Raw genomic sequence first — 26,556 nt, forward strand, 5'->3', positions numbered from 1 at the left:
AGTTGCACCAGACGCCATATGAAGAGACGGCAACTCGCGTATCATGAAGGAGTCGGCCCGTCAGGCGCCGCCTGCGAGGAGACGACCATGACCCCGGATTTCAACCTGCTGATCACCCTGGATGCCCTGCTGGAAGAGGGCAGTGTGGCGGGCGCTGCCAAACGGCTAGGCCTGAGTGCTTCCGCCATGAGCCGGGCCCTGGCAAGGCTGCGGGAGACCACGGGGGATCCGCTGCTCGTGCGGGCGGGACGCGGCCTGATCCCCACCCCCCGGGCGCAGATCCTGCGGGATGAGGTCGCCCGCCTGGTTCAGGAGACCCGGGCCGTGCTGCGCCCCCAGCAGGAAGTAGACCCGGCGAGCCTGGAGCGCACCTTCCGCCTGCGATCCAGCGACGGCTTCGTGGAGGCGGTAGGCCCCGCCCTGCTGGCGCGCCTTGCCGTCGAGGCCCCAGGGGTGCGGCTGCACTTTCTGGCCAAACCCGACAAGGAGAGCGGCCCCCTGCGCCGTGGCGAGCTGGACTTCGAGACCGGAGTCATCGGCGCCACCACGGCCCCCGAGCTGCGCACCCAGGCCCTGTTCCAGGACCACTTCGTCGCCGTGGTGCACCCGGACCACCCCCTCTGCGACGGCACCCTGACCGTGGCGCGCTATGCCGCCGCACGCCACGTGCTGGTCTCCCGCCGGGGCCAGCCTCACAGCCCCATCGACGAGATCCTCGCAGGCCAGGGGAGGCGGCGCACCATCACCACCCTGGTCCCCGGGTTTGCGACGGCGCTGGCCCTGGTCAGGGAGAGCAATCTGGTGGCGACGGTGCCGCACCTGCACTGCGCCAGCCTGCTCGGCGATCTGGTCACCCTGCCCCTGCCCTTCGCTCTGCCAGGGATCCGGGTCGCCCTGCTCTGGCACCCCAGTCAGGATGCCGATCCGGGCCACCGCTGGCTGCGCGCCCTGATACGGGACACCTGCGCCCGGCCCCCCTATCACACCGGGGCCACCGACACCCCCTGATCCGGGTCAGGCAGCTCCCGGCTCCATCACAGGCCCCTTGTGGCCCGGGCGCCCGCACCCGGGACCTGAAGCGCCTGTCACCACCCCGTCACACCGACATGCCTGTGGCTTGGGCACAAGTGGTGGATCCTTCCCCCTGCCGGACGGGGATCACAGCCCCTCAGAGCGGGGCGGATCACATTGCGGGCAAAAAGATCCTGCCGCCCGCTTCCGCATTTTTTATACGGTCGTATAATTGCGTACAAAATGCATACACCAGGAGCGCCAGCCAGATGCACCCCCCCCGTCAGAAACTGCTCGATACCGGCCTCGCCATCGCCACCGAGAAAGGGCTGCGCGGCCTGACGGTGCGCGAGCTGGCGGCGGCGGCCGAGGTGAACCTCGGCTCCTTCGTCTACCACTTCGGCAACCGCGACGCCTTTATCGACGAGTTGGTGGAGCTCTGGTACGCCCCCCTCTATGACGAGCTCAAGGCCGTGGCAGCCAAAGGCTCCTACCCCTCTGCCATCGCCATGTTCGAGGCCACCATGGAGGCGCTGATCGGGCTGGTGGCGCGCCAGCGCGGCTTCATTAACCACCTGTTTGGCGATGCCCTGGCGGGTGAAGGGGCGGCCCAGCGCTTTCTGCTCAGTCTGCCGCGCCGTCACCCCCTGCTGCTGATCGAGCAGGTACGGATGGCACAGGCGGAAGGGTCGCTGGTCGCGGGTCACCCGCTCCAGCTGATGATCTTCATCATGGGGTCGGTCGGCCTGCCGCTGGTGATCGCCGGCAGCGGTCGCCAGCTCGGCTGGCTGCCCGAACAGGCCGCCCCCTTTCTCAGCCAGATAGACAACCCCGAGGCCGCCAGACAACGGCTGGTATGGGCCCTGCGCGGCCTGCGCCCCACCGACATGAAAGAAGGAGAAACGGCATGAAACAACGCATCGCGATGCTAGCTCTGCTGCTGGCCGTTCTCGGTGGTGACCTCTGGCTGCAGAGCCATCCTCAAGGAGAAGCAGCATGAAACAACGCATTGCAATCGTGGCCCTGCTGCTAACTGTTATCGGTGGCTACCTCTGGTGGCAGGGGCGCCCGGCCGACGGCTCCATCCTCTACGGCAACGTCGATATTCGCGACGTCAATCTGGCCTTTCGGGTCGGCGGCCGCGTCGATCAGGTGCTGGTAGACGAGGGGGATAGGGTAAAAACCGGTCAACTGCTGGCCCGCCTCGATCCGGTTCCCCTCACCCACAGCCGCGACAGCGCCCGCGCCAATCTGGCGGCGCTCACTGCTGCCAACGCCTTGATCCACAAAGGCTATCGCAGCGAAGAGACCGACCGGGCCCGGGCCGCACTGGCCGCCGCCGAAGCCGCCGCGCTGGAGGCCGACCAGCAGTGGCGCCGCCAGAGCGCATTGGCCGCCACCGGCGCTATCTCCCGCGGTCAGCTCGATACTGCCCGCTCCCAGCGGGATCAGACCCAGGCGCAGGTGCGCTCGGCCCGCGAACAGCTCGCCCAGCTCGAAACCGGCTACCGCCCGGAAGAGATTGCCCAGTCCGATGCCCAGCTGGAAGGGGCCAAAGCGGCGCTCGCCAGTGCCGAGCTGGCGCTGGCGGATGCCAGCCTGACCGCCCCCAGCGACGGCATCATCATCAGCCGCGCCATCGAGAACGGCAGCATGGTGCAGAGCGGAGCGACCGCCTTCAACCTCTCCCTGACCGCGCCGGTCTGGGTGCGCGCCTATGTGGAGGAGCCCTGGCTCGGCCACTTCCCGAGCGGCGCCAAGGTGACCCTCACCACCGACTCGCGGCCGGATCAGCCCTATCACGGAGTAGTGGGATTTGTCTCGCCCACCGCCGAGTTCACTCCGAAATCGGTGGAAACGCCGGATCTTCGCACCCACCTCGTCTACCGGCTGCGCATCGTGGTACAGGATCCCGACCCGGCCCTGCGCCAAGGGATGCCGGTCACCGTCAGGCTGGTCCCATGAGCTGCGCCATCTCCCTCGAGGGGCTCACCAAACGCTTTGGCGATCGGGTCGCCCTCAACGCCATCTCGGCCACCATTCCGGCTGGCGGCATCACCGGACTGGTCGGCCCCGACGGCGCGGGCAAGAGCACTTTGCTGCGCCTGCTGGCCGGTCTGCTGATCCCCGAAGCGGGCACCATCCGGGTGCTGGGGCTGGATCCGGTGAGCGAGGGAGACCTGCTGCGCCAGCACCTCGGCTACATGCCCCAGCAGTTCGGCCTCTACGAGGATCTCAGCGTGCTGGAGAACCTCACCCTCTACGCTGACTTGCGCGGCGTACTGGAGCCCGAACGCACGCCCACCTTCGCGCGGCTGCTCGCCTTCACCGATCTCGCCCGCTTCACCGCAAGGCCGGCAGGCAAGCTCTCTGGCGGGATGAAACAGAAGCTCGGGCTGGCCTGCGCCCTGCTCGGCACCCCGGATGTGCTGCTGCTCGACGAGCCGGGGGTCGGGGTCGATCCCATCTCTCGCCGCGCCCTCTGGCAGATGGTGCGCGAGCTGGCAAAAGGGGGGATGACGGTGCTCTGGAGTACCGCCTATCTCGATGAGGCGGAGCTGTGCGACCACGTGCTGCTGATGGCAGATGGCGAGGTGCGCACCAGCGGCACGCCAGCCGATCTGATGGGGGCCATGGCCAGCCGCTGCTGGCTGCTGGAGGCGGGGCAGCTGGATGGCCGCGAGCGACGCGCCCTGCTGCGCCGGGCACTGGCTCACCCGTCGGTGATGGATGGTGCGGTGGCGGGGGAGCGGGTTCGCCTGCTGCTGCACCCGGGCATGATGCCCCCACCGCTGGCGGAGCTGCAACTGACCAACGGCGCCTTTCAACCGGCCCAGCCCCGGCTGGAGGATGCCTTTATCGACCTGCTGGGGGGCAGCCCCGGCGGGGAGTCGAGTCTGGCAGCCGGGATGCGGGAAGCCGAACTGCCGCAGGGGGTCTCCCCCGAGGCGGTGATCGAGGCGCGCCACCTCACCAAGCGCTTCGGCGATTTTGCCGCCACCGATGATGTCAGCTTTGCGGTGCGCCGCGGCGAGATCTTCGGCCTGCTCGGCCCCAACGGGGCGGGCAAGTCCACCACCTTCAAGATGGAGTGCGGCCTGCTGCGCCCGAGCGAGGGACAGGCGCTGGTAACCGGTATCGATCTGGCTCACAGCCCCTCGGCAGCGCGCCAGCGCCTCGGCTACATGGCGCAGAAGTTCTCCCTCTACAAGCAGCTTACCGTGGCCCAGAACCTCTCCTTCTTCGCCGGTATCTACGGCCTGTTCGGCCGCCACCAGCAGACGCGGATCGACGCCATGGTGACTGCCTTTGCCCTCGCCCCCTGGCTCGATCAGAAGGCGGAATCCCTGCCCCTCGGCCTGCGCCAGCGCTTGTCGCTGGCCTGCGCCCTGCTGCACGAGCCGCCGCTGCTGTTCCTCGACGAGCCCACCTCCGGGGTCGATCCGGTGACCCGGCGCGAGTTCTGGTCGCACATCAACGCGCTGGCCGACCACGGCGTCACCGTGCTGGTCACCACCCACTTTATGGATGAGGCGGAGTATTGCGACCGCATTGCCCTCATCTATCGCGGCAAGCTGCTGGCGCTCGGCACCCCGGACGATCTCAAGGGGCTGGCCGCCAAAGAGGCGGCGACCTCTTTGCCAACCGGCTCCTTGCCGACCTGTTCTTTGCCAACAATGGAAGAGGCCTTTATCACCCTGGTCGAGCGGGCCAGCGAGGAGGACGCATGAGCATCAACCGTCGGCGACTGCTGGCCCTCTGCCGCAAGGAGACGCTGCAAATCGTCCGTGACCCGAGCAGCATCCTCATCGCCTTCATCATGCCGGTGGTACTGCTGGTGGTGATGGGTTACGCCATCAATCTGGATGTGGACCACCTGCGCCTCGGCATCTGGCGGGCCGACAGCGGTGCCCCGGCGGTGCGGCTGGAACAGGCCCTGCGCGGCTCTACCGCGCTGGAGATCCACAGCGGGCCGAGCAAGGAGTCCCTGCTCGCCAGTCTGGCCCGTGGCGAGATCCGCGGCCTGCTGGTGATCGATGACGGCTTCTCCCGCGCCATGGCCGGTCAGGGCAATGGTACGCCGCAGGCACTGCTGCTGACCGATGGCTCCGAGCCCAACACCGCCAACTTCGTCACCAACTATGTGCAGGGGATCTGGCAGGGGTGGCTCGCTGGCGAGGGGGTCGCCATGCCGGTGTCGATAGAGAGCCGCGCCTGGTTCAACCCGGCACTGGTGAGCCGCAACTTTCTGGTGCCGGGCTCCATTGCGGTGGTAATGACCATCATAGGGGCCCTGCTCACCTCGCTGGTGGTGGCGCGGGAGTGGGAGCGCGGCACCATGGAGGCGCTGCTCGCCACCCCGGTCACCAAGGGGGAGCTGCTGCTCTCCAAGCTGTTGCCCTACTATGGCCTCGGCATCATCGCCATGCTGCTCTGCCTGCTCTTCTCGGTGGCGGTGATGGGCGTGCCGTGGCGCGGCTCCCTGCTGCTGCTCTTTCTGGTCACCAGCGTCTTTCTCGGCAGCGCCCTCGGGCTCGGGCTGTTCCTCTCCACCGTGATGCGCAGCCAGTTCAACGCCGCGCAGGCAGCGCTGATCGCCGCGTTTCTGCCCGCGGTGATGCTGTCGGGCTTCGTGTTCGAAATCGCCAGCATGCCGCCTTGGCTTCGGGCCATCACCCACCTCATTCCGGCCCGCTACTTCGCCAGCTCCCTGCAGACCCTCTATCAGGCGGGTAGCGTCTTCTCGATCCTGCTGGTCAACGGTTTCTGTCTGCTGCTGCTGGCCGGTTTCTGGCTGGCCCTGACCGCCCGCAAGACGCGGCGCACTCTGGAGTAACCCATGCTGATCCGACTCTGGTGGCTGATCCGAAAAGAGCTGCAGGCCCTGATGGGCAATACCCAGGGGCGCTTTCTGCTCATCATGCCGGTGCTGCTGCAAACCGCCCTCTTCCCGTTCGCCGCCACTCTGGAGGTGACCGGCAACACGCTGGCCATCTACAACCAGGATGGCGGGGCCCAGAGCCGCGAGCTGCTGGAGCGCCTCACCCATATGCCCGCCTTTACCACCATCATCCCGGTGCAGGGCGAGGCGGGCATGACCGAGGCCATCACCGGGCAGCAGGCACTGCTCGGGCTGATTATTCCGGGGGATTTCTCGCGTCGGCTGGCGCGGGGCGAACCGGCCAGGGTGCAGCTGATTATCGATGGCCGCCGCTCCAACGGCGGTCAGGTGGCGGCTGGCTACATCAGTCAGGTGATCGCCCGCTGGCAAAGTGAGGGCAAGGGGCAACCCGAGCTGGCAGTCCGCAACCTCTACAACCCCAACGTCGAATTCCACTGGCATATCCTGCCGGCGCTGGTGGCCATCATCACCACCACCGGCTGCCTGATTGTCACCGCCCTCTCGGTCGCGCGGGAGCGGGAAGAAGGCACCTTCGATCAGCTGCTGGTCTCTCCCCTCACCGCAGGCTGGATCATGGCGGGCAAGGCGGTGCCCGGCATCATGGTGGCGGTGGGGCAAGGGTGCATAGTCGCGCTGGCCGCCCGTTTTGTCTTTCACCTCCCCTTTGCCGGCAGCCTCAGCCTGCTGATGGCGGGCATGGTCTGCTACGGGCTGGCACTGGCCGGGATCGGGCTCTTCATCTCGTCGTTCTGCTCGACCCAGCAGCAGGCCTTTCTCGGGGTCTTCTCCTTCACCGTCCCGGCGGTGATCCTCTCGGGCTACATCTCGCCGGTGGAGAACATGCCCCAGGTGTTCCAGTGGCTGGCGGCCATCGACCCCCTCACCCACTTCATCGTGCTGCTCAAGGGGGTCTTCCTCAAGGGGTTCGACTGGTCGGCCGCCTGGCCCCTGCTCTGGCCGCTGCTCGCCATCGCCGGCGTCACCCTGTCGCTGGCGCTCGCCATGTTCCGCCGCCATATCGCCTGACGCGCCACCTTGTTCAGCTGATGCCGGTCTCGCCCAGTGCGAGACCGGCCTTTTTCCGACATAAGTTTTCACTCCCCGGCAGTTGGTAAACCGAGCTTTCCCTCCACCATCCCTCACCCCGAGCCAGCCCAGAAATCATTAACTGGTATACCTATTTTTGTATAGTGTTGAATTTTCTCGAATTACCCCTGAGGAGATATATAAATAGACACTTGATTTGCATCAATCGCCCACCCCTGCCGACTGGGTAGCCTAGCCCCAGAATGATGTTTTATTACTCCAAACTTGAGGCAACTATGAGCAAAGTCAGACTGGTCGTTGTGGGCAACGGCATGGTGGGGCACCGCTTCATTGAAGAGCTGATCGAGCGGGCCGATCCGGGCCGCTACGAGATCACCGTCTTCGGTGCAGAACCCCGTCCCGCCTACGATCGCGTCCATCTCTCCTCCTACTTCTCCCATCACACCAGCGAAGATCTCTCCCTCGTCAAACCCGGCTTCTACGACAAGCACGGCATCCGCCTGCTGCTCGGCGAAGCGGTGAAAAAAATCGACAGGGCCAACCGCGAAGTGCACTCCAACAAGGGCACTGTGGTCGGGTACGACAAGCTGGTGCTGGCCACCGGCTCCTACCCCTGGGTGCCGCCCATTGCGGGCAGCCAGCACCACGAGTGCTTCGTCTATCGCACCATCGAGGATCTGAAAGCCATCCGCAGCGCCGCCAAGAGCGGCAAGAGCGGGGTGGTGATCGGGGGCGGCCTGCTTGGCCTCGAAGCCGCCGGCGCCCTCAAGGCGCTGGGTCTCGAAACCCACGTGGTGGAATTTGCCCCTGTGCTGATGGCCGAGCAGCTCGACGGTCAGGGCGGCCAGCTGCTGCGCCGCAAGATTGAATCCATGGGCGTGCAGGTACACACCAGCAAGAGCACCAGCGAGATCCTGATGCATGGCGGTGAGCAGGCGAAACACCGCCTCGCCTTTGCCGATGGCAGCCAGCTGGAAGTGGACGTGGTGGTCTTCTCCACCGGCATTCGCCCGCAAGATACCCTCGGCCGTTACGGTGATCTCGCCATCGCCGAGCGCGGCGGCATCGTCATCGACGATCACTGCCTCACCTCAGACCCCGACATCTATGCCATCGGCGAGTGCGCCGCCTGGCAGGGCCGCTTCTTCGGGCTGGTGGCACCGGGCTACAAGATGGCCCAGATCACCGTCGACCACCTGCTCGGCGGCGACAGCCGTTTTGAGGGGGCAGACATGAGCGCCAAGCTCAAGCTGCTCGGCGTCTCCGTCGGCTCCATCGGCGATGCTCACGGCCGCACCCCGGGCAGCCACAGCTATGTGTTCCAGGACGATCAGGCCGGCGTCTACAAGAAGATCGTGGTGAGCGAGGACAACAGCCGATTGCTCGGCGCCGTGCTGGTGGGTGACGTGGAAGATTACGGCAACCTGCTGCAGATGATGCTCAATGCCCTGCCGCTGCCGAGCCACCCGGACACCCTGATCCTGCCTGCCTACGCAGGTGCCAAGCCGACGCTGGGGGTGGATGCCCTGCCGGAGAGCGCCCAGATCTGCTCCTGCTTCGACGTCTCCAAGGGCGACATCGCCAAGGCGGTGGCCGAAGGTCACACCACGCTGGCCGCCATCAAGCAGCACACCAAGGCCGGTACCGGCTGCGGCGGCTGCGTGCCGCTCATCAGTCAGGTGCTCAACGCCGAACTGGTGAAGCAGGGCATCGAGGTCAACAACCACCTCTGCGCCCACTTCCCCCACTCCCGTCAAGAGCTGTTCCATCTGGTCAAGGTGGAGGGGATCAAGAGCTTCGACGAGCTGCTGGCCAAGCACGGTCAGGGCTATGGCTGCGAGGTGTGCAAACCGACCGTCGGCTCCATCCTCGCCTCCTGCTGGAACGAGCATGTGCTGAGCCCGCGCAACATCCCGTTGCAGGACACCAACGACATCTTCCTCGGCAACATGCAAAAAGACGGCAGCTACTCCGTCATCCCGCGCATGGCCGGCGGCGAAGTGACCCCGGAAGGGCTGCTGGCAGTGGCCGAAGTGGCCCGCGACTACAAGCTCTACACCAAGATCACCGGCGCCCAGCGCATCGGTCTGTTCGGAGCCCAGAAGGATGATCTGCCCGCCATCTGGCGCAAGCTGCTGGCGGCCGGATTCGAGACCGGTCAGGCCTACGCCAAGGCGCTGCGCATGGCCAAGACCTGCGTCGGCAGCACCTGGTGCCGCTTCGGCGTACAGGACAGCGTCGGCCTCGGGGTCTTCCTCGAGAACCGCTACAAGGGCATTCGCACCCCCCACAAGATGAAGTTCGGCGTCTCCGGCTGCACCCGCGAGTGTGCGGAGGCCCAGGGCAAGGATGTCGGCATCATCGCCACCGACGCGGGCTGGAACCTCTATGTGGGTGGCAACGGCGGCATGAAGCCGCGCCACGCCGACCTGCTGGCGTCTGACCTCGACCGAGAGACCCTCATCAAGCTGATCGACCGTTTCATGATGTTCTACGTCACCAGCGCCGACAAACTGCAGCGCACCTCGGTCTGGCTCGGCAACCTGGAAGGGGGCGTCGACTACCTGCGCGAGGTGATCGTCGATGACAAGCTGGGACTGGCCGAGACGCTGGAACGCGATATCCAGACCCTCATCGACAGCTACGAGTGCGAATGGTCGCGCACCCTCAACGAAGAGGAAGCGCTCAAGCGTTTCAGCCACTTCATCAACAGCGACAAGCGCGATCCGGACGTTCAGTTCGTCAGCGAACGCGACCAGCATCGACCGGCGACCCCGGCCGAGCGCATCCCCGTCTACCAGATCGAGGTGGAAACCAAATGATGAAATTTGCCTGCCAACTCAACAACATCCTGTCGGGCTGCATGGACGTTTGCGCCCAGCTCGATAGCCAGTCCATCCAACTTGAGGTGGAGATTAAGCGATGAAACTTGCCTGCCAACTCAACGACATCCTGCCGGGCACCGGCGTCTGCGCTCTGATCGAGGGTCGTCAGATCGCTCTGTTCCGCCCGAGCGCGGCGGCCGAGGTGTTCGCCATCGACAACCGGGATCCCTTCTTCGCCGCCAACGTGCTGTCGCGGGGCCTGATTTGCGAACACGACGGCGAGCTCTGGGTGGCCAGCCCGCTCAAGAAGCAGCGCTTTCGCCTGAGCGACGGCCACTGTTTCGACAACCCTGAGATGTCGGTGCAGAGCTACCCCGTTGAAGTGCGCGACCAGCAGGTCTGGGTCGCCGTCTAACACCAGACCCCACCCCGGCCCTCCCCTTCACAGGGGAGGGAGCAAAAAGCCCCTCCCCCTTGACAAGGGGGAGGCAGGGAGGGGGTTAAAAAACAGTCAGGGCTGCCCGCGGGCGGCCCTCTTGAAGGAAACAAAGATGTATACCGAAACCATCAACAAGTGCGCCGCCAACGCGGCCCGCATCAACCGCTTCGAGCGCAGCGACAAGCTCGGCTTCTGGCTCAGCTCCGCCATGGCGGGGGCCTATGTGGGCCTTGGCATCATCCTCATCTTCACCCTCGGCAATCTGGTGGATCCCGCCATCCGGCCGCTGGTGATGGGGGCCACCTTCGGCATCGCCCTGACCTTAGTTGTCATCGCCGGCTCCGAGCTGTTTACCGGCCACACCATGTTCCTCACCTTCGGGGTGAAGACCGGCAAAATCACCATGGCCGACCTGCTGCGTATCCTGCCGCAGACCTGGGCGGGCAACCTGATTGGCTCCATCCTGGTGGCGCTGATCTACTCCTACGGCGGCAGCCTGCTGCCGGACGCGGGCAGTCTGGCCCACAAGGTGGCGCTGGCCAAGACCCAGGCACCGGCGCTGACCCTGTTTATGAAGGGGATCCTCTGCAACTGGCTGGTCTGCCTCGCCATCTGGATGGCGCTGCGCACCGAGGGTGCCGCCAAGTTCATCGCCATCTGGTGGTGCCTGCTCGCCTTCATCGCCTCCGGCTACGAGCACTCGGTCGCCAACATGACCCTGTTCGCCCTCTCCTGGTTTGGCGCCCACTCGGAGGCCTACACCCTGAGCGGCATCGGCCACAACCTGCTGTGGGTGACCCTGGGCAACACCGTCTCCGGTGCCCTCTTCATGGGCCTCGGCTACTGGTATGCCACCCCCAAGGCTGAGCGCCCGGTCGCGGTGAGCGACGCCACCACCACTGCCAGCCAGACCCAAACCGCCTGATCAGGAGGCCCCATGGACTACTTGCCCATCTTTTGCCGACTCGACAACAAACCCGTGCTGCTGGTCGGCGGCGGCGAGGTAGCACAGCGCAAGGCGCGCCTGCTGCTGGATGCCGGTGCCCACCTCACCGTGGTCGCGCCCGAGCTCGACCCCGAGCTGACGGAGCTGGCTGCCAACGGCAGCATCGAGTGGCTCGCCGGTGAATTTGCATCGGAACAACTGGCGGGCAAGTGGCTGGTGGTAGCCGCCACCGATCGGCGCGAGGTGAATGCCCTGGTCTACCAGAGCGCCAATATGGCGCGGATCTTTGCCAACGTGGTGGATGACCCGAAACGCTCCAGCTTCATCATGCCGTCGATCATCGATCGCTCGCCCCTGATGGTGGCCATCTCCTCCGGTGGCAAGGCGCCGGTGCTGGCCCGCTTGCTGCGGGAAAAACTCGAGGCCCTGCTGCCGCAACATCTGGGGGCCGTGGCGACCTTCGCCGGCAGCTTGCGGGATCGGGTCAAGGCCCGCTTCGCCTCCATGGGCGAGCGGCGTCGCTTCTGGGAGCGGCTGCTCGGAGCCGACCGGCTCGGTCAGGCGCTGGCCCGCGGTGATAGTGCCTCTGCCAATCAGCTGGCCGACAGCCTGTTTGCCGACGAGAGCCAGAGCGCTGGCGAAGTGGTGCTGGTGGGAGCCGGCCCCGGCGATCCGGGCCTGCTCACCCTGCACGCCCTGCGCCAGATGCAGCAGGCGGACGTGGTGGTCTATGACCGACTGGTCTCCGACGAGGTGATGGCGCTGGTGCGCCGCGATGCCAAGCGCATCTTCGTCGGCAAGCAGGCGGGAAACCACTGCGTGCCGCAGGAGGGGATCAACCAGCTCTTGCTGGAGGAGGCAAAGAAGGGGCAACGGATAGTGCGGCTGAAGGGGGGCGACCCCTTCATCTTCGGCCGTGGCGGCGAGGAGCTGGAGACGCTGGTCGGCACTGGCATCGGTTTTCAGGTGGTGCCGGGAATCACGGCGGCCAGCGGCTGCGCGGCCTACGCCGGTATTCCGCTGACCCACCGCGATCACGCCCAGAGCGTCCGTTTCGTCACCGCCCACGGCAAGGGGGGCGCCCGGGATCTCGACTGGCCGCTGCTGGCCAAGGACAAACAGACGCTGGTGTTCTATATGGGACTCTCCTCCTGCGCCACCATCCGCGAACAGTTGCTGACCCACGGCAAGGGGGGCGACACCCCGGTGGCGCTGATTGAGCGTGGCACCCAGCCAAGCCAGCGGGTCATTCGCGGTACCCTCGATCAGTTGCCCGCGCTGGCGGTGGGCGTCGAGAGCCCGGCCCTCATCATGGTGGGATCTGTTGTGACCCTGGCGGACCAGCTTGCCTGGTTCGGGCAAGGAGGCGCCGCCGACGCGGCCCTGGCCTCGGCCTGATCGCTGCATCTATTCCAACGCCACCCTCGGGTGGCGTTTCTTTTTCTGCATTTACTGTCATAACCTCTTGTTTTGAGTCTGGTATCCTATGGGGACTGTCCGCCGGATCACCGAATTCAGGAATTCTGCTTCATGTCCCTCCCCCCCAAGAACAGCGCCAAACAGCGTGAACACGACAGAGCCCGCATCCTCACGCTGCTGCTGGCCGATGACGCCCTCACCGAGAGCCTGCTCGACCCGCAAGGGGAGCAGGACGCAGAGCTTCGGGACCAGACCAGCGAGCTGACCCGGCTGGTCAACAGCCTGCCCGCCGCCGATATCGCCGATGCGCTGGAGTCCCTGCCGCCGGACGAGCGCCACGTGCTGTGGCAGCAGGTGGATGCAGACAAGCACGGCCAGATCCTGGTGGAAGCGTCGGAGACGGTGTGGGACAGCCTCATCAGCGGCATGAGCGACAAGGAGCTGCTGCACGCCCTGAGCACCCTCGACATCGACGACCAGATCTACCTGGGCCAGCACCTGCCCCGCAACCTGATGGGGCGGCTGCTCACCTCCATGGCGCCGGTGGACAGGGACAAGGTGCGGGAGGTGATCCGCTACGGCAAGCACACGGTCGGCGCCATGATGGACTTCGAGCTCATCACGGTGCGGCCCGATGTGACCCTGGCCACCGTCCAGCGCTATCTGCGCCTACGCGGCCAGATCCCCGAGAACACCGACAAGCTGTTCGTCACCGATCGGCGCAACCGGCTGCAGGGGGAGCTGCCCCTCACCGCCGTGCTGCTGCACAAGCCCGAAACCCTGGTGAGCGACGCGATGGAGAAGGATCCGGTCACCTTCGATCCGGAAGACAACGACGAGGCCGCCGCCCGCACCTTCGAGCGGGACGACCTGGTCTCCGCCGCCGTGGTGGATGCCAGGGGCAAGCTGATGGGACGGCTCACCGTCGCCGAGGTGGTGGACCTGGTCTATGAGGAGAGCGACACCGACCTGCGCCGGATGGGGGGGATCAGCGAGGAAGAAGACGTGTTCGCCCCCGTCTCCAAGGCGGTCAAGACCCGCTGGGCCTGGCTTGCCATCAACCTCTGCACCGCCTTCGTGGCATCGCGGGTGATCGGCCTGTTCGAGCACACCATCTCCCAGCTGGTGGCACTGGCGGCCCTGATGCCCATCGTCGCCGGGATCGGCGGCAACACCGGCAACCAGACCATCACCATGATAGTGCGGGCGCTGGCGCTGCAGCACATCCAGACAGGCAACGTCTCCTTCCTGCTGTGGCGCGAGCTGGGGGTGGCCCTGATCAACGGCCTGGTGTGGGGCGGCATCATGGGCATCGCCACCTTCCTGCTCTATCAGGATGCGGCGCTGGGGGGCGTGATGACGCTCGCCATGATCCTCAACCTGCTGGTGGCGGCGCTGATGGGGGTCATCATCCCCATGACCATGAGCCGGCTGGGACGCGACCCGGCGGTGGGGGCCAGCGTGATGATCACCGCCATCACCGACACCGGCGGCTTCTTCATCTTCCTGGGGCTGGCGACCCTGTTCCTGCTCTAGAGCCCGAGGCTGACCGCCTGCGGCTCCTGCCATGACGCGGGGCAGCTTTCGCGCAAAAACGGCATTTCCCGCCACTGGGCAAGGAATAGTCGTTGAAATGCCAACCCCACTCCTTATACTGGATCCACCTGTTTCCAGCGGTGGATCTGACACAATGGAATACAACACTTCAGAACTGTGCGACATCTATCAGGACATGGTGGATGTACTCGAACCCATGCTCTGCTCCTTCGGCGGCCGCGCCTCTTTCGGCGGCGTCATCACCACGGTCAAGTGCTTCGAATCGAACGGTCTTATCCGTGAACTGGTCAAGGAGAACGGCGTTGGTCGCGTGCTGTTGATCGACGGCGGTGGCTCCATGCGACGTGCCCTGATCGACAGCGAGATCGCCACCACGGCGGCGGAAAATGAGTGGGAAGGGATCGTCTGCTACGGTTGCGTCCGTGAGGTCGATATCCTGGAAGATCTCGACATCGGCATTCAGGCCCTGGCGGCCATTCCGGTGGGCGCCGACAGCAAGGATATCGGGGAAACCGATCTGCCTGTCAACTTCGGCGGCGTTACCTTCCTGCCGGATGACCACCTCTATGCCGATACCACAGGGGTGATCCTCTCCCCCGATGCCCTCGACATCGAGTAAATAGCGCTGAGTGAAAATGGGAGCCCTGGCTCCCATTTTTTATGCCCGCTGATGGCGGAAAAGACGCAAAAAAAGAGGGCCAGTAAACTACTGGCCCCTTAACTGGAAGCAATGTGAGCAATGTCGTGCCTTCACAAGAAGTCCATCACGTTGGAACAAATGAAGTCTTTCCCGGAAAACAAGGTAACAATAATCATTCTCATTTAACTGTGCAAGCCTTATTTGCGAAGATCGCAAAAAAATTGACCACCCATGGGGGTGGTCAATCTCATCAGGCTTGTCGCGTAGCAGCTTGCAGGCCAGCCAATCCGGCCTCCCCCACCAGCTTGCGGCTGAGATAGCGCAGCAGCACACCGTAGAGCGGCACAAACAACCCCAGACTTATCAGCAACTTGAATACGTAATCCACGGTCGCGATCTCGACCCAGTGCTCGGCCATGAAGGGATCCGTGCTGCGCCAGAAGGCGATGCTGAAGAAGGCGATGGTATCCACCAGATTGCCGAACAGGGTGGAGGCCGCCGGTGCCACCCACCAGGCTTTCAGCAGGCGCAGGCGGTTGAACACCACCACATCCATGAGCTGGCCCACCAGATAGGCCATAAAGCTGGCTAACGCGATCCGGGCAACAAAGAGATTGAACTCTGCCAGATTGCCCACCCCCTGGAAGCTCCCTTCGAAGAAGAGTACCGAGAGCACGTAGGATACGGTCAATGCCGGCAGCATCACGGTCTGGATGATCTTGCGCGCCAGGCCTGCGCCGAAAATCCGCACCGTCAGATCGGTGGCCAGGAAAATGAACGGGAAGCTGAAGGCACCCCAGGTGGTGTGGAAGCCAAAGATGGTGATCGGCAGCTGCACCAGGTAGTTGCTGCTGGCAATGATCAGGATGTGGAACAACGAGAGACGCATCAGTGCCGTCTGGTACTGAGCCGGAGTCAGGTTCATATTGTGACCTTTTTGGTTAATGGGGTTAGGGAACCCATATCGCCACCATGGCGATAATCAAGGGGCGAGATTATACGCCCCAAAATTGATAGTTCAATCTTTATGCGGTTATCTCAAGGGATTGACTCGCATCGCACGCCAAGCTCACTCCCGGGACTGCCGAGCCAGCCAGAGCAGCGCCTCCGCGTCGTCCGGCTGCACCGCCGCCAGCCAGCAGCCGCTGTAATGTTCGTACTCGAGCCGAAAGCAGCTGCCTTCAAACTCCAGCAGCCAGCTGTGGCGATCCGCCCCCCACTCCCGCTCGAGTGCCGCCAGCTCCCACTCCTGCAACAGGGCCTCTGCCAGAGTCGGGAAGCTGTCCCAGTCAAGGCCCGGGCAGGTCAGCATCACCACCCCGGCTTCCCTGTCTATCTGCGTGATACGCCAGTTCATCTGCGGCTCCTCAACTGCTGCACGAGAGCTCGCCCCCGCAATACCAGCCCGGATGCGGGGTGGCGAGATCCTCGTATTCGGGTTGGTCATCATAGGGGTGCTGCAGGGCCACAAACAGCCGCTCGAACGGCGCCATGTCGCCCCGTTCAGCCGCCTCTATCACCTGCTGGGCCAGGGCGTTGCGCAGCACATACTTGGGATTGACCGCATCCATCTGCCCCTTACGCACGCCATCCTCGCTCCCTTCCCGGGCGAGGCGTGCCCGATAGGCCTCAAGCCACCCCTGCCAGACGGCAGGATCGGGCAGCAAGGCCAGCAGGCGGGCGGGCCAGTCACCCTGAGCGGTCAATTCCCCCAGCCGTCGCAGGAAGAGGTGGTAATCCACCTTGTGCGCCGCCAGCAGCCGGAACAACTCGCGGAACAGCGCCGGATCGTCGTCTTCCCACACCGCCAGCCCCAGCTTGGCGCGCATCAGCTCGGAGTAGTGCAACATCAGCTGGTGCTCGTACTGGGCCAGGGCCGACGCGAGCGCGTCGCCATCCACATGGCCGGCCAGCGCCTGCGCCAGCTTCTGCAGGTTCCAGTATCCGACCGCAGGCTGCTGATCCAGCGCATAGCGGCCGTCCGGATCCGAGTGGTTGCAGACGAAGTCCGGCACATAGGCATCGATGAAACCATAGGGGCCGTAATCCAAGGTCAACCCGAGCAGGGACATGTTGTCGGTGTTCATCACCCCGTGACAGAACCCCGCCGCCTGCCACTTGGCGATGAGCCGCGCGGTGCGGCGCACTACTTCGGCAAACAGCTCGGCGCCATCGGCCAGCTCGGGGAAGTGGTAACGCCGCGCATAGTCGATGAGGGCGGGGATCTTCTCCCCCTGCCCGCTCCAGGCGAAATACTCGAAGTGACCGAAGCGCAGATGGCTCGGCGCGGTGCGCAGCACGGTCGCCCCGCTCTCCACCAGCTCCCGGTAGACAGGCTCGTCACTGCCCAGCAGCACCAGAGCCCGGGTGGTGGGAATGCCGAGGGCATGCAGCGCCTCGGAAGCCAGGTACTCGCGAATGCTGGATCGCAGCACGGCACGGCCGTCGCCGAAGCGGGAGAATGGCGTCTTGCCCGCCCCTTTGAGGTGCAGGTCCCAACGGCACCCATCCGGCGCCAGCTGCTCCCCCAGCAGCAGGGCGCGGCCATCCCCGAGACGCGGGCTGTAGCCGCCGAACTGGTGGCCCGCATAGACCTGAGCCACCGGCTGCATGCCCGGCAGGGGCTGCCCCTGGCCGCAACAGGCGAGCCACTGCGCCTCGCTCACCTCCCCGAGCCCCAGCTCCCCAAGCAGCGCACGGTTCAGATGCAGCAATCTGGGGCCATGCAGCGGCTGCGGGGCAACGGGCTCGCAAGCCCAGGGGAGTTCGGTGGCAAAAGTGTTGATCAACTTCATGGTGATGAGGGTTGTCCCTGCGTATGCTCGTGTCACTCTTTATACCGCCGTCGGCTCGTCGAGGCTAACAGGCGATCACGATTATTCATTTCAAGGAGAAGACGATGCAAAAGTGGGTCTATACCCTGCCCCTGCTGGCGCTTGCCTGGGGCCATCAGGCCAAGGCGGCCGACATAGACGAAGGCAAGGCCAAATCCGTGGTCTGTGCCGCCTGTCATGGCGCGGATGGCAAGGCGAGCGTCCCGACCTACCCCCACCTCGCGGGCCAGAACCAGGCCTATTTGCTCAAGCAGATGAAGGCGTTCAAGGAGGGTTCCCGTACCGAGCCACTGATGGTTCCCTTCATGGCGATGCTGACCGAGGCGGACATGGAGAATCTGGCGGCCTATTACGCCAACCTCAAATAATGCATGGCGCCGACCAACGGGCGCCTTTCCACTGTTTGTTGTGCCAGCCTACCGGCCTGGGCCTGCTGCGGTCGATGACAAGGTCTACCAGGGCCGACCCTACCGGCGGCAGTAGTCGATGATCAGGTCCATAAATGCCTCACCGAAGCGCTCCAGCTTGCGGTGACCGACACCGTTGACCGCTAGCATTTCCTCCTCGGTCATCGGCATGAGCTGCGCCATCTCCACCAGAGTCGCATCGTTGAACACCACGTAGGGCGGCACCTCTTCATCCTCGGCGATCTGCTTGCGCAGGGCGCGCAGCTCCTTGAACAGCCGCTTGTCATAATTGGCGTTGTCGAGCAGGCCGTTGCGCTTCTCCTTGCGGCTGGAGATGGGCTGCAGGCGGGGTACCGCCAATTCCAGCTTCACCTCGCCGCGCAGCACGGGGCGGGCCGCTTCGGTCAACTGCAACACCAGATTGCGGGTGATGTTCTGGGTCAGCAATCCCTTGTGGATCAGCTGGCGGATGACGCTCATCCAGTATTCGTGGCTCTGATCCTTGCCGATGCCGTAGGTCGAGAGCTTGTCGTGACCGTGATCCTTGATGCGCTGGTTCAGCGACCCGCGCAGCACCTCCACCACATAACCCACCCCGAAATTCTGTCCCACCCGCCAGACACAGGAGAGCGCCTTCTGGGCATCTTCGGTGCCGTCATAACTCTGGGGTGGATCGAGGCAGATGTCGCAGTTGCCGCACGGCTTGTCGTTGTACTCGCCGAAGTAGTTGAGCAGCACCTGACGGCGGCAGGTCTGCGCCTCGGCAAAGGCCGCCATCACGTTGAGCTTGTACTGCTCCACCTGCAGCTGCTGGGGGTTTTCGATGTTGTCGAGCAGCCGGCGCACCCGCCCGATGTCGGCGGGATCGTAGAGCAGCAGCGCCTCGGCCGGAGTGCCGTCACGCCCGGCACGGCCGGTTTCCTGATAGTAGGATTCGATGTTCTTCGGGATGTCGTAGTGCACCACGAAGCGCACGTTGGGCTTGTCGATGCCCATGCCAAACGCCACCGTCGCCACCACGATCTCGATGTCATCCTTGAGGAAGGCCTCCTGGGTCTGCTGACGCAGCTCCAGCGGCAGACCGGCATGATAGGGTGCCGCCTTGCAGCCGTGACGGGAGAGCCGCTCGGCCACCTCCTCCACCCGATTGCGGCTGGAGCAGTAGACGATGCCGCAGTTGCCCTTCTGGCTCTGCACGTAGCGCAGCAGCTGCTCCGCTGCCTTGAACTTCTCCACCAGGCTGTAGCGGATATTGGGCCGATCGAAGCTGGCGGTGTGGATGAAGGGATCGTTCAGTTCCAGCCGGTGCAGCATGTCGCTGCGGGTCGCCTCGTCGGCGGTGGCGGTGAGCGCTACCACCGGCACCTGGGGGAACCACTGCTTGAGCCGTCCCAGCGCCGCGTATTCCGGCCGAAAATCGTGCCCCCACTGGGAGACGCAGTGCGCCTCGTCGATGGCGAACAGGCCGAGGGGCAACTCCGCCAACCGGTCCATGAACTCGTGCTGCAGCAAACGCTCGGGGGAAACATAAACCAGCTTGATCTCGCCTCGGCGCATGGCGGCAAAGTTCTGGATCATCTCCTCCCGGCTCAGGGCCGAGTTGATGTAGACCGCCGCCACGCCGTTGGCACGCAGGGTGTCGACCTGATCCTTCATCAGCGAGATGAGGGGGGAGACCACCACCCCGAGCCCGGGTCGCAGCAGCGCCGGGATCTGGTAGCAAAGCGACTTGCCGCCGCCGGTGGGCTTGAGCACCAGGGCATCGCGCCCCGCCACTATCTGCTCGATGATCTCGAGCTGGCCCGGCCGAAACTGCTGATAGCCAAACACCGCCTGCAACAGGGCAAGGGGATTCTCTGGCTGAGGGTCAGGCAGGGTTTCGGCAATGACGGTCATGGGCTCTCCTTTGGGGTCGCCATTCTAAAGCAGCCGCCGCCCACAATAAACCTGCCATTGCGAGTGTTAAGGAAGTGTTGCAGACTGGCTGGAGTTTTTACTCGGCTTTGATGACAGGGCGGACTCAAGGAATGAAACAGATGCTCAAGAAGATGGCGCTCAGTGGCATAGCCAACCTGTTCGCCGAAAAAATGCCCTTCAACAAGCTGATCGGCATGCAAGTCACCCACTACGACTTCGACAAGGTGGAGCTGCGCATCAAGATGGAACAGAAGCTCATCGGCAACCCTTTCCACAACATACTGCACGGCGGGGTCACCGCCAGCCTGCTCGATGTGGCGGGCGGCATGATAGTCGCCGCCTCCTGCATCGACGAGTTGGAGGACTTCTCCCCCAGCTATCTCAAGGAGCGCTTCTCGCGACTTGGCACCATCGATCTGCGGGTGGACTATCTTCGTCCCGGTCGCGGCAACGAGTTCATCGCCACCGCCCACATCATCCGGGCAGGCAGCAAGGTCGCAGTCGCCCGCATGGAGCTGCACAACGAAGAGGGCACTCACATCGCCTTCGGCACGGGCACCTACCTCGTCGGCTAATGGTTTTTATTACATAAAAAGTGCGCTTCTAAGCTGATTTTAATCATTAGAATTCTTACCCCCTCCTCCGCTCAGGGTCCATACTGAAAGTCGGGATTCTGTGCAGAGGGAGGATTGCAGACGATGAGCGCGATACTGGCTACCCAACCATCCAGAGCCTTGCTGACACGACTTGAGGCCATGCGCGAAGAAGTGCAGACCCCAGAGTGCCGTCACTGGTTGGAACAGGAGCTGGAGGGGTATTCTCTCTGTTCACCCCTGCCCTGGTATCGCATCATTGCCTGTCGGCAACGCGGTCACTTCCTGAATCTGAAGACGGGAAAATATCTGACTTGCCATATCGGCAGCCAAACGCTAAGCCAACGCGACCTGGCCCAAGTTCAGTTCATCTATGCCCGTGAACCCGCCGCCCACTATTTACTGCGTCACGATTCCCATATCGAGCCCTGGCCGGAATCGCTGCTGGAAGCGTATCGAGAGCAGCTGATCCCTGGTCATCTCTGCCTGCAAGCCTGGCATGAGCCCGTGTCTTCGCTGCGTTTACAACTGATGGAGGGAATAGCACATTTCATTAGTGAGTACCCCAAGCATGCGGCCCTGCAAACCCAACACGGTTTCAAGGCATTGCGGCATCAACACTGGCATATCTGAATGAGCGCCTGGGGCGCAAGGAGGGCACCATCGACAAGACCCATAACGAGATTGTCACAATCTAGAGTGCCGGAGTCAGGATCAGACTCCACCAGTGGGGCCACCGAGCGGTGGCCCTTTTAGTTGGGCAAATGAGGGGGATCGGAGCAGGAGCAGCAATCGGCAATGGAAATGTCAGCTTTGCTTCAACAGACTAAATGCGAAAAGGCCGCTCATTGAGCGGCCTTTTCAAATGTGGTCGGTGTGAGAGGATTCGAACCTCCGACCCCTTCGTCCCGAACGAAGTGCGCTACCAAGCTGCGCTACACACCGATGTCTGCGGGGCGAGAATTTACCGAAAGCCCCGACCCGACACAAGCCTTTTTTTGCATTCACTCTAAAAAAATGGCTTTACGCTCAATAATTCAGCGAGTCGCAGCAAAAATCGCCACAAGGTATCTTTCCGCCTGCCTTCAGTCCTGTCGAGGCAACCTGAACTCGGTCGGCCCCAGCAAACGCCGGCTCCAATCCGCCACCACACCATGTTCAAGCCAATGGGCCGCATGCTGGCGCCAGTTGGGAGAGAGCGCCGGGTTCTCCAGCAGCAGTTGCAGATCTTCCTCATTGCGGGCCTGGTTGAACAGGATGTCGGCGGTGCGCTTCACCGTCAGCTCAGGGTAGGGTCTGTCCACCAGTGTCAGCTCCCCCTGCGGATCCACCCTTCCCTCTTCCAGCACCCGCAGCAGCCAGCCACAGCGACCACTCAGCTGCATCACCTGGGAGAGCTGGCCATAGCCAAAGCGCTGGTTGAGCTTGAAACAGGGGGATCTGGGCTGGCTTATCTGGATCAGCGCCTCTCCAAGTCGATAAACATCGCCGATGCAGGCCTGCGCCTCCGTCAGCCCCGAACCAGAGAGATTCTCGCCAAAGGCGGCAGGCTGCCAGGGTGTGCGTGGTACAGGCAGTCCCAGCGCGGTTTGCCAGGTTTTCCACCAGGCGTAGTGCTCCGCAGGGTAATGGTGCAGGGCCCGATCCGGGCCGCCATGATGGCGTCTGTCGCTCTGCTCATCCCCGCGAAGGCCGAGGAAATCGCACCACAGAGGGGCGTTGGCAGGCTGCTTGTGGATGGCACTGATGAGGCCGGGGGCCTGCTCTGGGTTCAGTTCGGCGCTCTGGCCGATGAAGAGGGAGATCCGCATTCCATTCTCCTGACGGATGGGGGAATGCGGATCTTATCACGGGGCAAGTCAGGCAACTGCCTGCATCTGGGTGGTCATGGCGATTTCGGCACGGCGGCGTTTCTCCGCCCGGGCCATCAGATACCAGCTACCGAAGGTGAACAGGGATACCGACAGCAGGATCAGACTCGCGATAGCGTTGATCTCGGGCTTCACGCCGAGACGCACCGCCGAGAACACCTCCATCGGCAAGGTGGTCGAACCCGGGCCGGAGACGAAGCTCGCCAGCACCAGATCATCCAGCGACAGGGCGAACGACATCATGCCACCCGCCGCCAGCGACGGGGCGATCATCGGGATGGTGATCAGGAAGAACACCTTCCAGGGCTTGGCTCCCAGGTCCATGGCCGCCTCCTCGATGGAGAGATCCAGCTCCCGCAGCCGCGCCGACACCACTATCGCCACATAGGCGGTACAGAAGGTGGTATGTGCTATCCAGATGGTCAGCATGCCCCGCTCCGCGGGCCAACCCACCAGCTGGGCCATGGCCACGAACAGCAGCAGCAGGGAGAGACCGGTGATCACCTCGGGCATCACCAGCGGCGCCGTCACCATGCCGCCGAACAGGGTCCGGCCACGGAAGTGAGGGATCCGGGTCAGCACGAAGGCCGCCACTGTCCCCAGCGCCACCGCCGCGATGGCGGTGTAGAAGGCGATCTCCAGGGAGCGGAACACGGACCCGATCAACTGTTTGTTGTCGAGCAGGCCGAAGTACCACTTGAGCGACCAGCCTCCCCACACCGTCACCAGCTTGGAGGCGTTGAAGGAGTAGATGACCATGATGATCATGGGCAGGTAGATGAACAGCAGCCCCAGCCACAGCATCAGCTTGGCAAAACCGAAACGTCTCATGCCTTGCCCTCCAGCTCTTTGGCCTGGTTGCGGTTGAACAGGATGATGGGAATGATCAGCACCGCCAGCATCACCACCGCCAGGGCGGAGGCCACCGGCCAGTCACGGTTGTTGAAGAACTCCTGCCACAACACCTTGCCGATCATCAGGGTCTCCGGACCACCCAGCATCTCGGGGATGACGAACTCGCCCACCACCGGGATGAAGACCAGCATGCAACCGGCGATGATGCCGTTCTTGGAGAGTGGCACCGTGATCTGCCAGAACCGGGTCAGGTTGCGGGCACCCAGATCGGAGGCCGCCTCCAGCAGGCTCTGGTCGTGCTTGACCAGGTTGGCATAAAGCGGCAGCACCATGAACGGCAGGTAGGAGTAAACGATGCCGATATAGACCGCCAGGTTGGTATTGAGGATCTGCAGCGGTTCGTCGATCACCCCGATGCCCAGCAGGACGCTGTTGAGCAGGCCGTTGTTGCTGAGGATCCCCATCCAGGCGTAGACCCGGATCAGGATCGCCGTCCAGGTCGGCATCATGATGAGCAGCAGCAGAACGGTCTGGGTCTCCTTGTTGGCCCGCGAAATGGCGTAAGCCATGGGATAACCGATCAACAGGCAGAGCAGGGTGCTGACCAGGGCTATCTTGAGGGACCCCAGATAAGCCGCGATGTAGAGCTCATCCTCCTGCAGCAGCAGGTAGTTGCCCAGGTTGAGCAGTATGGTGAGCTGATTGTCTGCCCAGCTCACCACGTCCGTGTAGGGCGGGATGGCCACGTCCGCTTCGGCGAAGCTGATCTTCACGACGATGATGAAGGGCAGCAGGAAGAAGAGGAACAGCCAGAAGAAGGGGATGCCGATGACCAGCTGCCGCCCTCCCACCTGTTTGAGTCGTCTCAATGCCTTCATGATTGCAGCACCACGCCGCTGTCATCTTCCCAGTAGAGGAACACCTGGTCATCCCAGGTCGGCCGTTTGCCGTGGCGTTCGGCATTGGCGATGAAAGCCTGAACGATTTTGCCCGAGGGCAACTGGATGTGATACACGGAATGGCCGCCCAGATAGGCGATGTCATAAACCTCGCCCTTGGTCCAGTTGAAGTCCGGATGCTCGATCTCTTCCGGCTTTTGCAGGCTCATCAGCAGTTTTTCCGGACGCAGGGCATAGGTGACCTTCTTGTTCTCCGCCCGGGAGCTGATGCCGTGACCCACATAGATGGGCTGCTCCAGATCCGCACAGGCGATGATGGCGTGGTCCTGCTCATCCTCCACCAGCAGGCCGTCAAACAGGTTGACGTTGCCGATGAACTCGCACACCAGCCGGCTGGCCGGGGTTTCGTAGATGTCCATCGGGCTGCCGATCTGCTCGATGCAACCCAGGTGCATGATGGCGATCCGCTCGGCCATGGTCATGGCTTCTTCCTGATCGTGGGTCACCATGACGCAGGTCACGCCGACCCGCTCGATGATCTCGACCAGCTCGAGCTGCATGGTGGAGCGCAGCTTCTTGTCGAGCGCCCCCATGGGCTCGTCCAGCAGCAGCAGCTTGGGACGCTTGGCCAGGGAACGGGCCAGGGCCACCCGCTGACGCTGACCACCGGAGAGCTGGTGCGGCTTGCGGCGGGCGTACTGGGTCATCTGCACCAGCTTGAGCATCTCTTCCACCCGGGCATCGATCTCCGCCTTGGGCAGGCCATCCTGCTTGAGGCCGAAGGCGATGTTCTGGGCCACCGTCATGTGGGGGAACAGGGCGTAGGACTGGAACATCATGTTGATGGGGCGTTCATAGGGCGGCATGTCGGTAATGTCGACGCCGTCGAGGAACAGCCGTCCTTCCGTGGGTCGCTCGAACCCGGCCAGCATCCGCAGCAAGGTGGACTTGCCGGAGCCGGACCCACCCAGCAGGGCGAAGATCTCGCCCTTGTGGATGTTGAGAGACACGTTGTCGACCGCCAGCGTTTCGTCGAACTGCTTGCTTACCCTGTCTATTTTGACCAGCACTTCTTTACGCTGCTGGCTGCCCTCGAGGGCTTTCTTGTAGGCACTGGAGGCTATCGCCATTACCAAACTCCCAAAGGTGATTCCGGCCTGGGCCGATCCATCAATACAATCTGGCGCCCCGGGATGGGCGCCAAGGTTAGGTTCCGGATTTGATCTTGGTCCAACTCCGGGTGATCAGGCGCTGCACCGAGCGGGGATGTGCTTCCTGCACATACAGACGCTCAAGCACCGCCTGGGGGGGATAGACAGACTCATCCTCGCGAACGGCCTTGTCCATGAACTCTCCCGCCTTGATGTTCGGGTTCGCGTAACCCACATAGTCGCTCACCTTGGCGATGACCTGCGGTTCGAGAATGTAGTTGATCAGGGCGTGAGCCTCTTTCACGTTGGTGGCATCGGCCGGGATCGCCATCATGTCGAACCAAAGATTGCCACCCTCCTTGGGGATGCTGTAGGCAATCTTGATCCCCTTGCCCGCCTCCTCGGCCCGGGACGCCGCCTGCAGGATGTCGCCGGAGAAACCCGCCGCCACGCAGATGTTGCCGTTGGCGAGGTCACCTATGTACTTGGAGGAGTGGAAGTAGGCCACATAGGGGCGCACCTTGAGCAGCTGCTCTTCGGCCCGCTTGATGTCCGCCGGCTCATGGCCGTTGGGGTTAAGCCCCAGGTAGTTGAGGGCCGCCGGGATCATCTCGTCCGCCGAATCGAGGAAGGCTACGCCGCACTGGGAGAGCTTCTTCATGTTTTCCGGCTCGAAAATGGTCGCCCAGGAGTCAATCTTGTCGACACCCAGCACTTCCTTGATTTTCTCGACGTTGTAACCGATGCCGTTGGTGCCCCAGAGGTAGGGCACGGCGTACTGATGGCCCGGATCCACCTTCTCGAGCTGCTTGAGCAGCAAGGGGTCCAGGTTGCTCAGGTTTGGCAGCAGGGTGAGGTCCAGCTTCTGGAAAGCCCCCGCCTTGATCTGCTTGGCCAGGAAATTGTTGGAGGGCACGACCAGATCGTAGCCGGTGCGTCCGGTCAGCAGCTTGCCTTCCAGCGTCTCGTTGGAGTCAAACACGTCGTAGACGGTCTTGATCCCGGTCTTCTGCTGAAAGTCACTGAGGGTGGTCTCGCCGATATAATCGGACCAGTTGTAAAAATGAACCACAGGGGCTGCCTGGGTCAGATTTGCAAACCCCAGGGTCAGGGCCAGCGTTGCCATCTTGGTCATGTGCACTTATCAGTCCTCATTTGTGTGATTTTGCCAGTCGCGCATCCATACGCGCCGTCCAACCTGTCGGGTGGTCACCACCCTCCCGGCCGAACTGCGGACCGGGA

Annotated in this window: 24 protein-coding genes and 1 tRNA gene; 15 read left to right on the forward strand and 10 right to left on the reverse strand. The window is 63.5% G+C overall.

All coding sequences use genetic code 11. From position 1 onward, the window contains the following. The first annotated feature begins 87 nt into the window (after positions 1-87). From PG883_RS05045 to rraA, 12 genes are all read left to right on the forward strand, one after another. Entirely contained in the window at positions 88-1,008 is a 921-nt protein-coding gene (locus PG883_RS05045; RefSeq protein ID WP_270807014.1) for a LysR family transcriptional regulator, read from the forward strand. A gap of 272 nt (positions 1,009-1,280) precedes the next feature. Then, a complete protein-coding gene (locus PG883_RS05050; RefSeq protein ID WP_270807015.1) occupies positions 1,281-1,922 on the forward strand; it encodes a TetR/AcrR family transcriptional regulator in 642 nt (213 codons plus the stop codon). An 85-nt stretch (positions 1,923-2,007) separates the two neighbouring features. Continuing rightward, positions 2,008-2,976, forward strand: coding sequence for a secretion protein HlyD (gene hlyD / locus PG883_RS05055; protein WP_201996848.1), 969 nt, complete (start codon positions 2,008-2,010; stop codon positions 2,974-2,976). Further along, on the forward strand, positions 2,973-4,742 hold the full coding sequence (locus tag PG883_RS05060; protein ID WP_270807016.1) for an ATP-binding cassette domain-containing protein: 1,770 nt from the start codon (positions 2,973-2,975) through the stop codon (positions 4,740-4,742). The genes hlyD and PG883_RS05060 overlap by 4 nt, the downstream gene beginning before the upstream one ends. Then, a complete protein-coding gene (locus PG883_RS05065; protein WP_270807017.1) occupies positions 4,739-5,848 on the forward strand; it encodes an ABC transporter permease in 1,110 nt (369 codons plus the stop codon). The genes PG883_RS05060 and PG883_RS05065 overlap by 4 nt, the downstream gene beginning before the upstream one ends. A gap of 3 nt (positions 5,849-5,851) precedes the next feature. After that, positions 5,852-6,940: an ABC transporter permease gene (locus PG883_RS05070; protein ID WP_102948952.1), complete on the forward strand. Its 1,089-nt coding sequence runs from the start codon at positions 5,852-5,854 to the stop codon at positions 6,938-6,940. Positions 6,941-7,236: 296 nt separating this feature from the next. Further along, positions 7,237-9,783, forward strand: a complete 2,547-nt coding sequence (nirB, locus tag PG883_RS05075) for a nitrite reductase large subunit NirB (protein ID WP_042864761.1) — start codon at positions 7,237-7,239, stop codon at positions 9,781-9,783. 100 nt (positions 9,784-9,883) lie between these two features. After that, on the forward strand, positions 9,884-10,201 hold the full coding sequence (gene nirD / locus PG883_RS05080; RefSeq protein WP_029314869.1) for a nitrite reductase small subunit NirD: 318 nt from the start codon (positions 9,884-9,886) through the stop codon (positions 10,199-10,201). 136 nt (positions 10,202-10,337) lie between these two features. Beyond that, a complete protein-coding gene (gene nirC / locus PG883_RS05085) occupies positions 10,338-11,150 on the forward strand; it encodes a nitrite transporter NirC (RefSeq protein WP_049636064.1) in 813 nt (270 codons plus the stop codon). A gap of 12 nt (positions 11,151-11,162) precedes the next feature. Next, positions 11,163-12,569 (forward strand): siroheme synthase CysG, encoded by a 1,407-nt coding sequence (gene cysG / locus PG883_RS05090; protein ID WP_049636065.1) that lies wholly within the window; start codon positions 11,163-11,165, stop codon positions 12,567-12,569. Between the two features lie 132 nt (positions 12,570-12,701). Further along, positions 12,702-14,126, forward strand: coding sequence for a magnesium transporter (gene mgtE / locus PG883_RS05095; protein WP_045522860.1), 1,425 nt, complete (start codon positions 12,702-12,704; stop codon positions 14,124-14,126). 154 nt (positions 14,127-14,280) lie between these two features. Beyond that, positions 14,281-14,766: a ribonuclease E activity regulator RraA gene (gene rraA, locus PG883_RS05100; RefSeq protein ID WP_010676045.1), complete on the forward strand. Its 486-nt coding sequence runs from the start codon at positions 14,281-14,283 to the stop codon at positions 14,764-14,766. Positions 14,767-15,037: 271 nt separating this feature from the next. Here rraA and PG883_RS05105 read toward each other — a convergent pair whose 3' ends face one another. From PG883_RS05105 to PG883_RS05115, 3 genes are all read right to left on the reverse strand, one after another. After that, positions 15,038-15,712 carry a 7-cyano-7-deazaguanine/7-aminomethyl-7-deazaguanine transporter gene (locus tag PG883_RS05105; protein ID WP_171864742.1) on the reverse strand — a complete coding sequence of 225 codons (675 nt, stop codon included), beginning with the start codon at positions 15,710-15,712 and terminating at the stop codon, positions 15,038-15,040. A gap of 144 nt (positions 15,713-15,856) precedes the next feature. Then, on the reverse strand, positions 15,857-16,144 hold the full coding sequence (locus tag PG883_RS05110; protein WP_041214245.1) for a DUF3630 family protein: 288 nt from the start codon (positions 16,142-16,144) through the stop codon (positions 15,857-15,859). Between the two features lie 10 nt (positions 16,145-16,154). Then, the gene (locus PG883_RS05115; protein WP_053288006.1) at positions 16,155-17,582 is read right to left on the reverse strand and encodes a protein adenylyltransferase SelO; all 1,428 of its coding nucleotides are present in this window, start codon (positions 17,580-17,582) and stop codon (positions 16,155-16,157) included. Positions 17,583-17,686: 104 nt separating this feature from the next. Between PG883_RS05115 and PG883_RS05120 the strand changes: the two genes are divergently transcribed. After that, positions 17,687-17,989, forward strand: a complete 303-nt coding sequence (locus PG883_RS05120) for a c-type cytochrome (protein ID WP_053288005.1) — start codon at positions 17,687-17,689, stop codon at positions 17,987-17,989. 99 nt (positions 17,990-18,088) lie between these two features. Here PG883_RS05120 and recQ read toward each other — a convergent pair whose 3' ends face one another. Further along, the gene (recQ, locus tag PG883_RS05125; protein ID WP_109111938.1) at positions 18,089-19,924 is read right to left on the reverse strand and encodes an ATP-dependent DNA helicase RecQ; all 1,836 of its coding nucleotides are present in this window, start codon (positions 19,922-19,924) and stop codon (positions 18,089-18,091) included. 131 nt (positions 19,925-20,055) lie between these two features. Here recQ and PG883_RS05130 point away from each other — a divergent pair, with 131 nt between their 5' ends. Together PG883_RS05130 and PG883_RS05135 are read left to right on the forward strand one after the other, a co-directional pair. Continuing rightward, the gene (locus PG883_RS05130; RefSeq protein ID WP_039039661.1) at positions 20,056-20,520 is read left to right on the forward strand and encodes a thioesterase family protein; all 465 of its coding nucleotides are present in this window, start codon (positions 20,056-20,058) and stop codon (positions 20,518-20,520) included. 123 nt (positions 20,521-20,643) lie between these two features. Continuing rightward, positions 20,644-21,171 (forward strand): AbiTii domain-containing protein, encoded by a 528-nt coding sequence (locus PG883_RS05135; RefSeq protein WP_043153443.1) that lies wholly within the window; start codon positions 20,644-20,646, stop codon positions 21,169-21,171. A gap of 235 nt (positions 21,172-21,406) precedes the next feature. On the opposite strand, the gene PG883_RS05140 is transcribed toward PG883_RS05135, so the two are convergent. From PG883_RS05140 to PG883_RS05165, 6 genes are all read right to left on the reverse strand, one after another. Continuing rightward, positions 21,407-21,483 (reverse strand) — tRNA-Pro (locus PG883_RS05140). A 140-nt stretch (positions 21,484-21,623) separates the two neighbouring features. Further along, positions 21,624-22,349 (reverse strand): MOSC domain-containing protein, encoded by a 726-nt coding sequence (locus PG883_RS05145; RefSeq protein ID WP_043153442.1) that lies wholly within the window; start codon positions 22,347-22,349, stop codon positions 21,624-21,626. Between the two features lie 48 nt (positions 22,350-22,397). Beyond that, complete coding sequence (locus tag PG883_RS05150) at positions 22,398-23,240, reverse strand: ABC transporter permease subunit (protein WP_010676054.1); 843 nt, start codon at positions 23,238-23,240, stop codon at positions 22,398-22,400. Further along, positions 23,237-24,142: an ABC transporter permease subunit gene (locus tag PG883_RS05155; protein ID WP_010676055.1), complete on the reverse strand. Its 906-nt coding sequence runs from the start codon at positions 24,140-24,142 to the stop codon at positions 23,237-23,239. Before PG883_RS05155 ends, PG883_RS05150 begins: the two co-directional genes overlap by 4 nt. Further along, the gene (gene potA / locus PG883_RS05160; protein ID WP_010676056.1) at positions 24,139-25,293 is read right to left on the reverse strand and encodes a polyamine ABC transporter ATP-binding protein; all 1,155 of its coding nucleotides are present in this window, start codon (positions 25,291-25,293) and stop codon (positions 24,139-24,141) included. The genes PG883_RS05155 and potA overlap by 4 nt, the downstream gene beginning before the upstream one ends. A 76-nt stretch (positions 25,294-25,369) precedes the next feature. Then, positions 25,370-26,449 carry a polyamine ABC transporter substrate-binding protein gene (locus tag PG883_RS05165; RefSeq protein WP_280520771.1) on the reverse strand — a complete coding sequence of 360 codons (1,080 nt, stop codon included), beginning with the start codon at positions 26,447-26,449 and terminating at the stop codon, positions 25,370-25,372. Between the last annotated feature and the right edge of the window lie 107 nt (positions 26,450-26,556).

It is taken from the genome of Aeromonas sp. QDB25 (assembly GCF_027707725.1).
Lineage (GTDB): Bacteria > Pseudomonadota > Gammaproteobacteria > Enterobacterales > Aeromonadaceae > Aeromonas > Aeromonas caviae.

Coding starts and splice junctions, on each gene's coding strand:
- PG883_RS05150 (WP_010676054.1), bottom strand. CDS start 23,240: ATGAGACGTTTCGGTTTTGCCAAGCTGATGCTGTGGCTGGGGCTGCTG.
- PG883_RS05110 (WP_041214245.1), bottom strand. CDS start 16,144: ATGAACTGGCGTATCACGCAGATAGACAGGGAAGCCGGGGTGGTGATG.
- nirC (WP_049636064.1), top strand. CDS start 10,338: ATGTATACCGAAACCATCAACAAGTGCGCCGCCAACGCGGCCCGCATC.
- PG883_RS05165 (WP_280520771.1), bottom strand. CDS start 26,449: ATGACCAAGATGGCAACGCTGGCCCTGACCCTGGGGTTTGCAAATCTG.
- nirB (WP_042864761.1), top strand. CDS start 7,237: ATGAGCAAAGTCAGACTGGTCGTTGTGGGCAACGGCATGGTGGGGCAC.
- PG883_RS05120 (WP_053288005.1), top strand. CDS start 17,687: ATGCAAAAGTGGGTCTATACCCTGCCCCTGCTGGCGCTTGCCTGGGGC.
- cysG (WP_049636065.1), top strand. CDS start 11,163: ATGGACTACTTGCCCATCTTTTGCCGACTCGACAACAAACCCGTGCTG.
- mgtE (WP_045522860.1), top strand. CDS start 12,702: ATGTCCCTCCCCCCCAAGAACAGCGCCAAACAGCGTGAACACGACAGA.
- PG883_RS05115 (WP_053288006.1), bottom strand. CDS start 17,582: ATGAAGTTGATCAACACTTTTGCCACCGAACTCCCCTGGGCTTGCGAG.
- PG883_RS05050 (WP_270807015.1), top strand. CDS start 1,281: ATGCACCCCCCCCGTCAGAAACTGCTCGATACCGGCCTCGCCATCGCC.
- nirD (WP_029314869.1), top strand. CDS start 9,884: ATGAAACTTGCCTGCCAACTCAACGACATCCTGCCGGGCACCGGCGTC.
- PG883_RS05065 (WP_270807017.1), top strand. CDS start 4,739: ATGAGCATCAACCGTCGGCGACTGCTGGCCCTCTGCCGCAAGGAGACG.
- PG883_RS05060 (WP_270807016.1), top strand. CDS start 2,973: ATGAGCTGCGCCATCTCCCTCGAGGGGCTCACCAAACGCTTTGGCGAT.
- PG883_RS05105 (WP_171864742.1), bottom strand. CDS start 15,712: ATGAACCTGACTCCGGCTCAGTACCAGACGGCACTGATGCGTCTCTCG.
- potA (WP_010676056.1), bottom strand. CDS start 25,293: ATGGCGATAGCCTCCAGTGCCTACAAGAAAGCCCTCGAGGGCAGCCAG.
- recQ (WP_109111938.1), bottom strand. CDS start 19,924: ATGACCGTCATTGCCGAAACCCTGCCTGACCCTCAGCCAGAGAATCCC.
- PG883_RS05145 (WP_043153442.1), bottom strand. CDS start 22,349: ATGCGGATCTCCCTCTTCATCGGCCAGAGCGCCGAACTGAACCCAGAG.
- PG883_RS05045 (WP_270807014.1), top strand. CDS start 88: ATGACCCCGGATTTCAACCTGCTGATCACCCTGGATGCCCTGCTGGAA.
- PG883_RS05070 (WP_102948952.1), top strand. CDS start 5,852: ATGCTGATCCGACTCTGGTGGCTGATCCGAAAAGAGCTGCAGGCCCTG.
- PG883_RS05135 (WP_043153443.1), top strand. CDS start 20,644: ATGAGCGCGATACTGGCTACCCAACCATCCAGAGCCTTGCTGACACGA.
- PG883_RS05155 (WP_010676055.1), bottom strand. CDS start 24,142: ATGAAGGCATTGAGACGACTCAAACAGGTGGGAGGGCGGCAGCTGGTC.
- PG883_RS05130 (WP_039039661.1), top strand. CDS start 20,056: ATGAAACAGATGCTCAAGAAGATGGCGCTCAGTGGCATAGCCAACCTG.
- hlyD (WP_201996848.1), top strand. CDS start 2,008: ATGAAACAACGCATTGCAATCGTGGCCCTGCTGCTAACTGTTATCGGT.
- rraA (WP_010676045.1), top strand. CDS start 14,281: ATGGAATACAACACTTCAGAACTGTGCGACATCTATCAGGACATGGTG.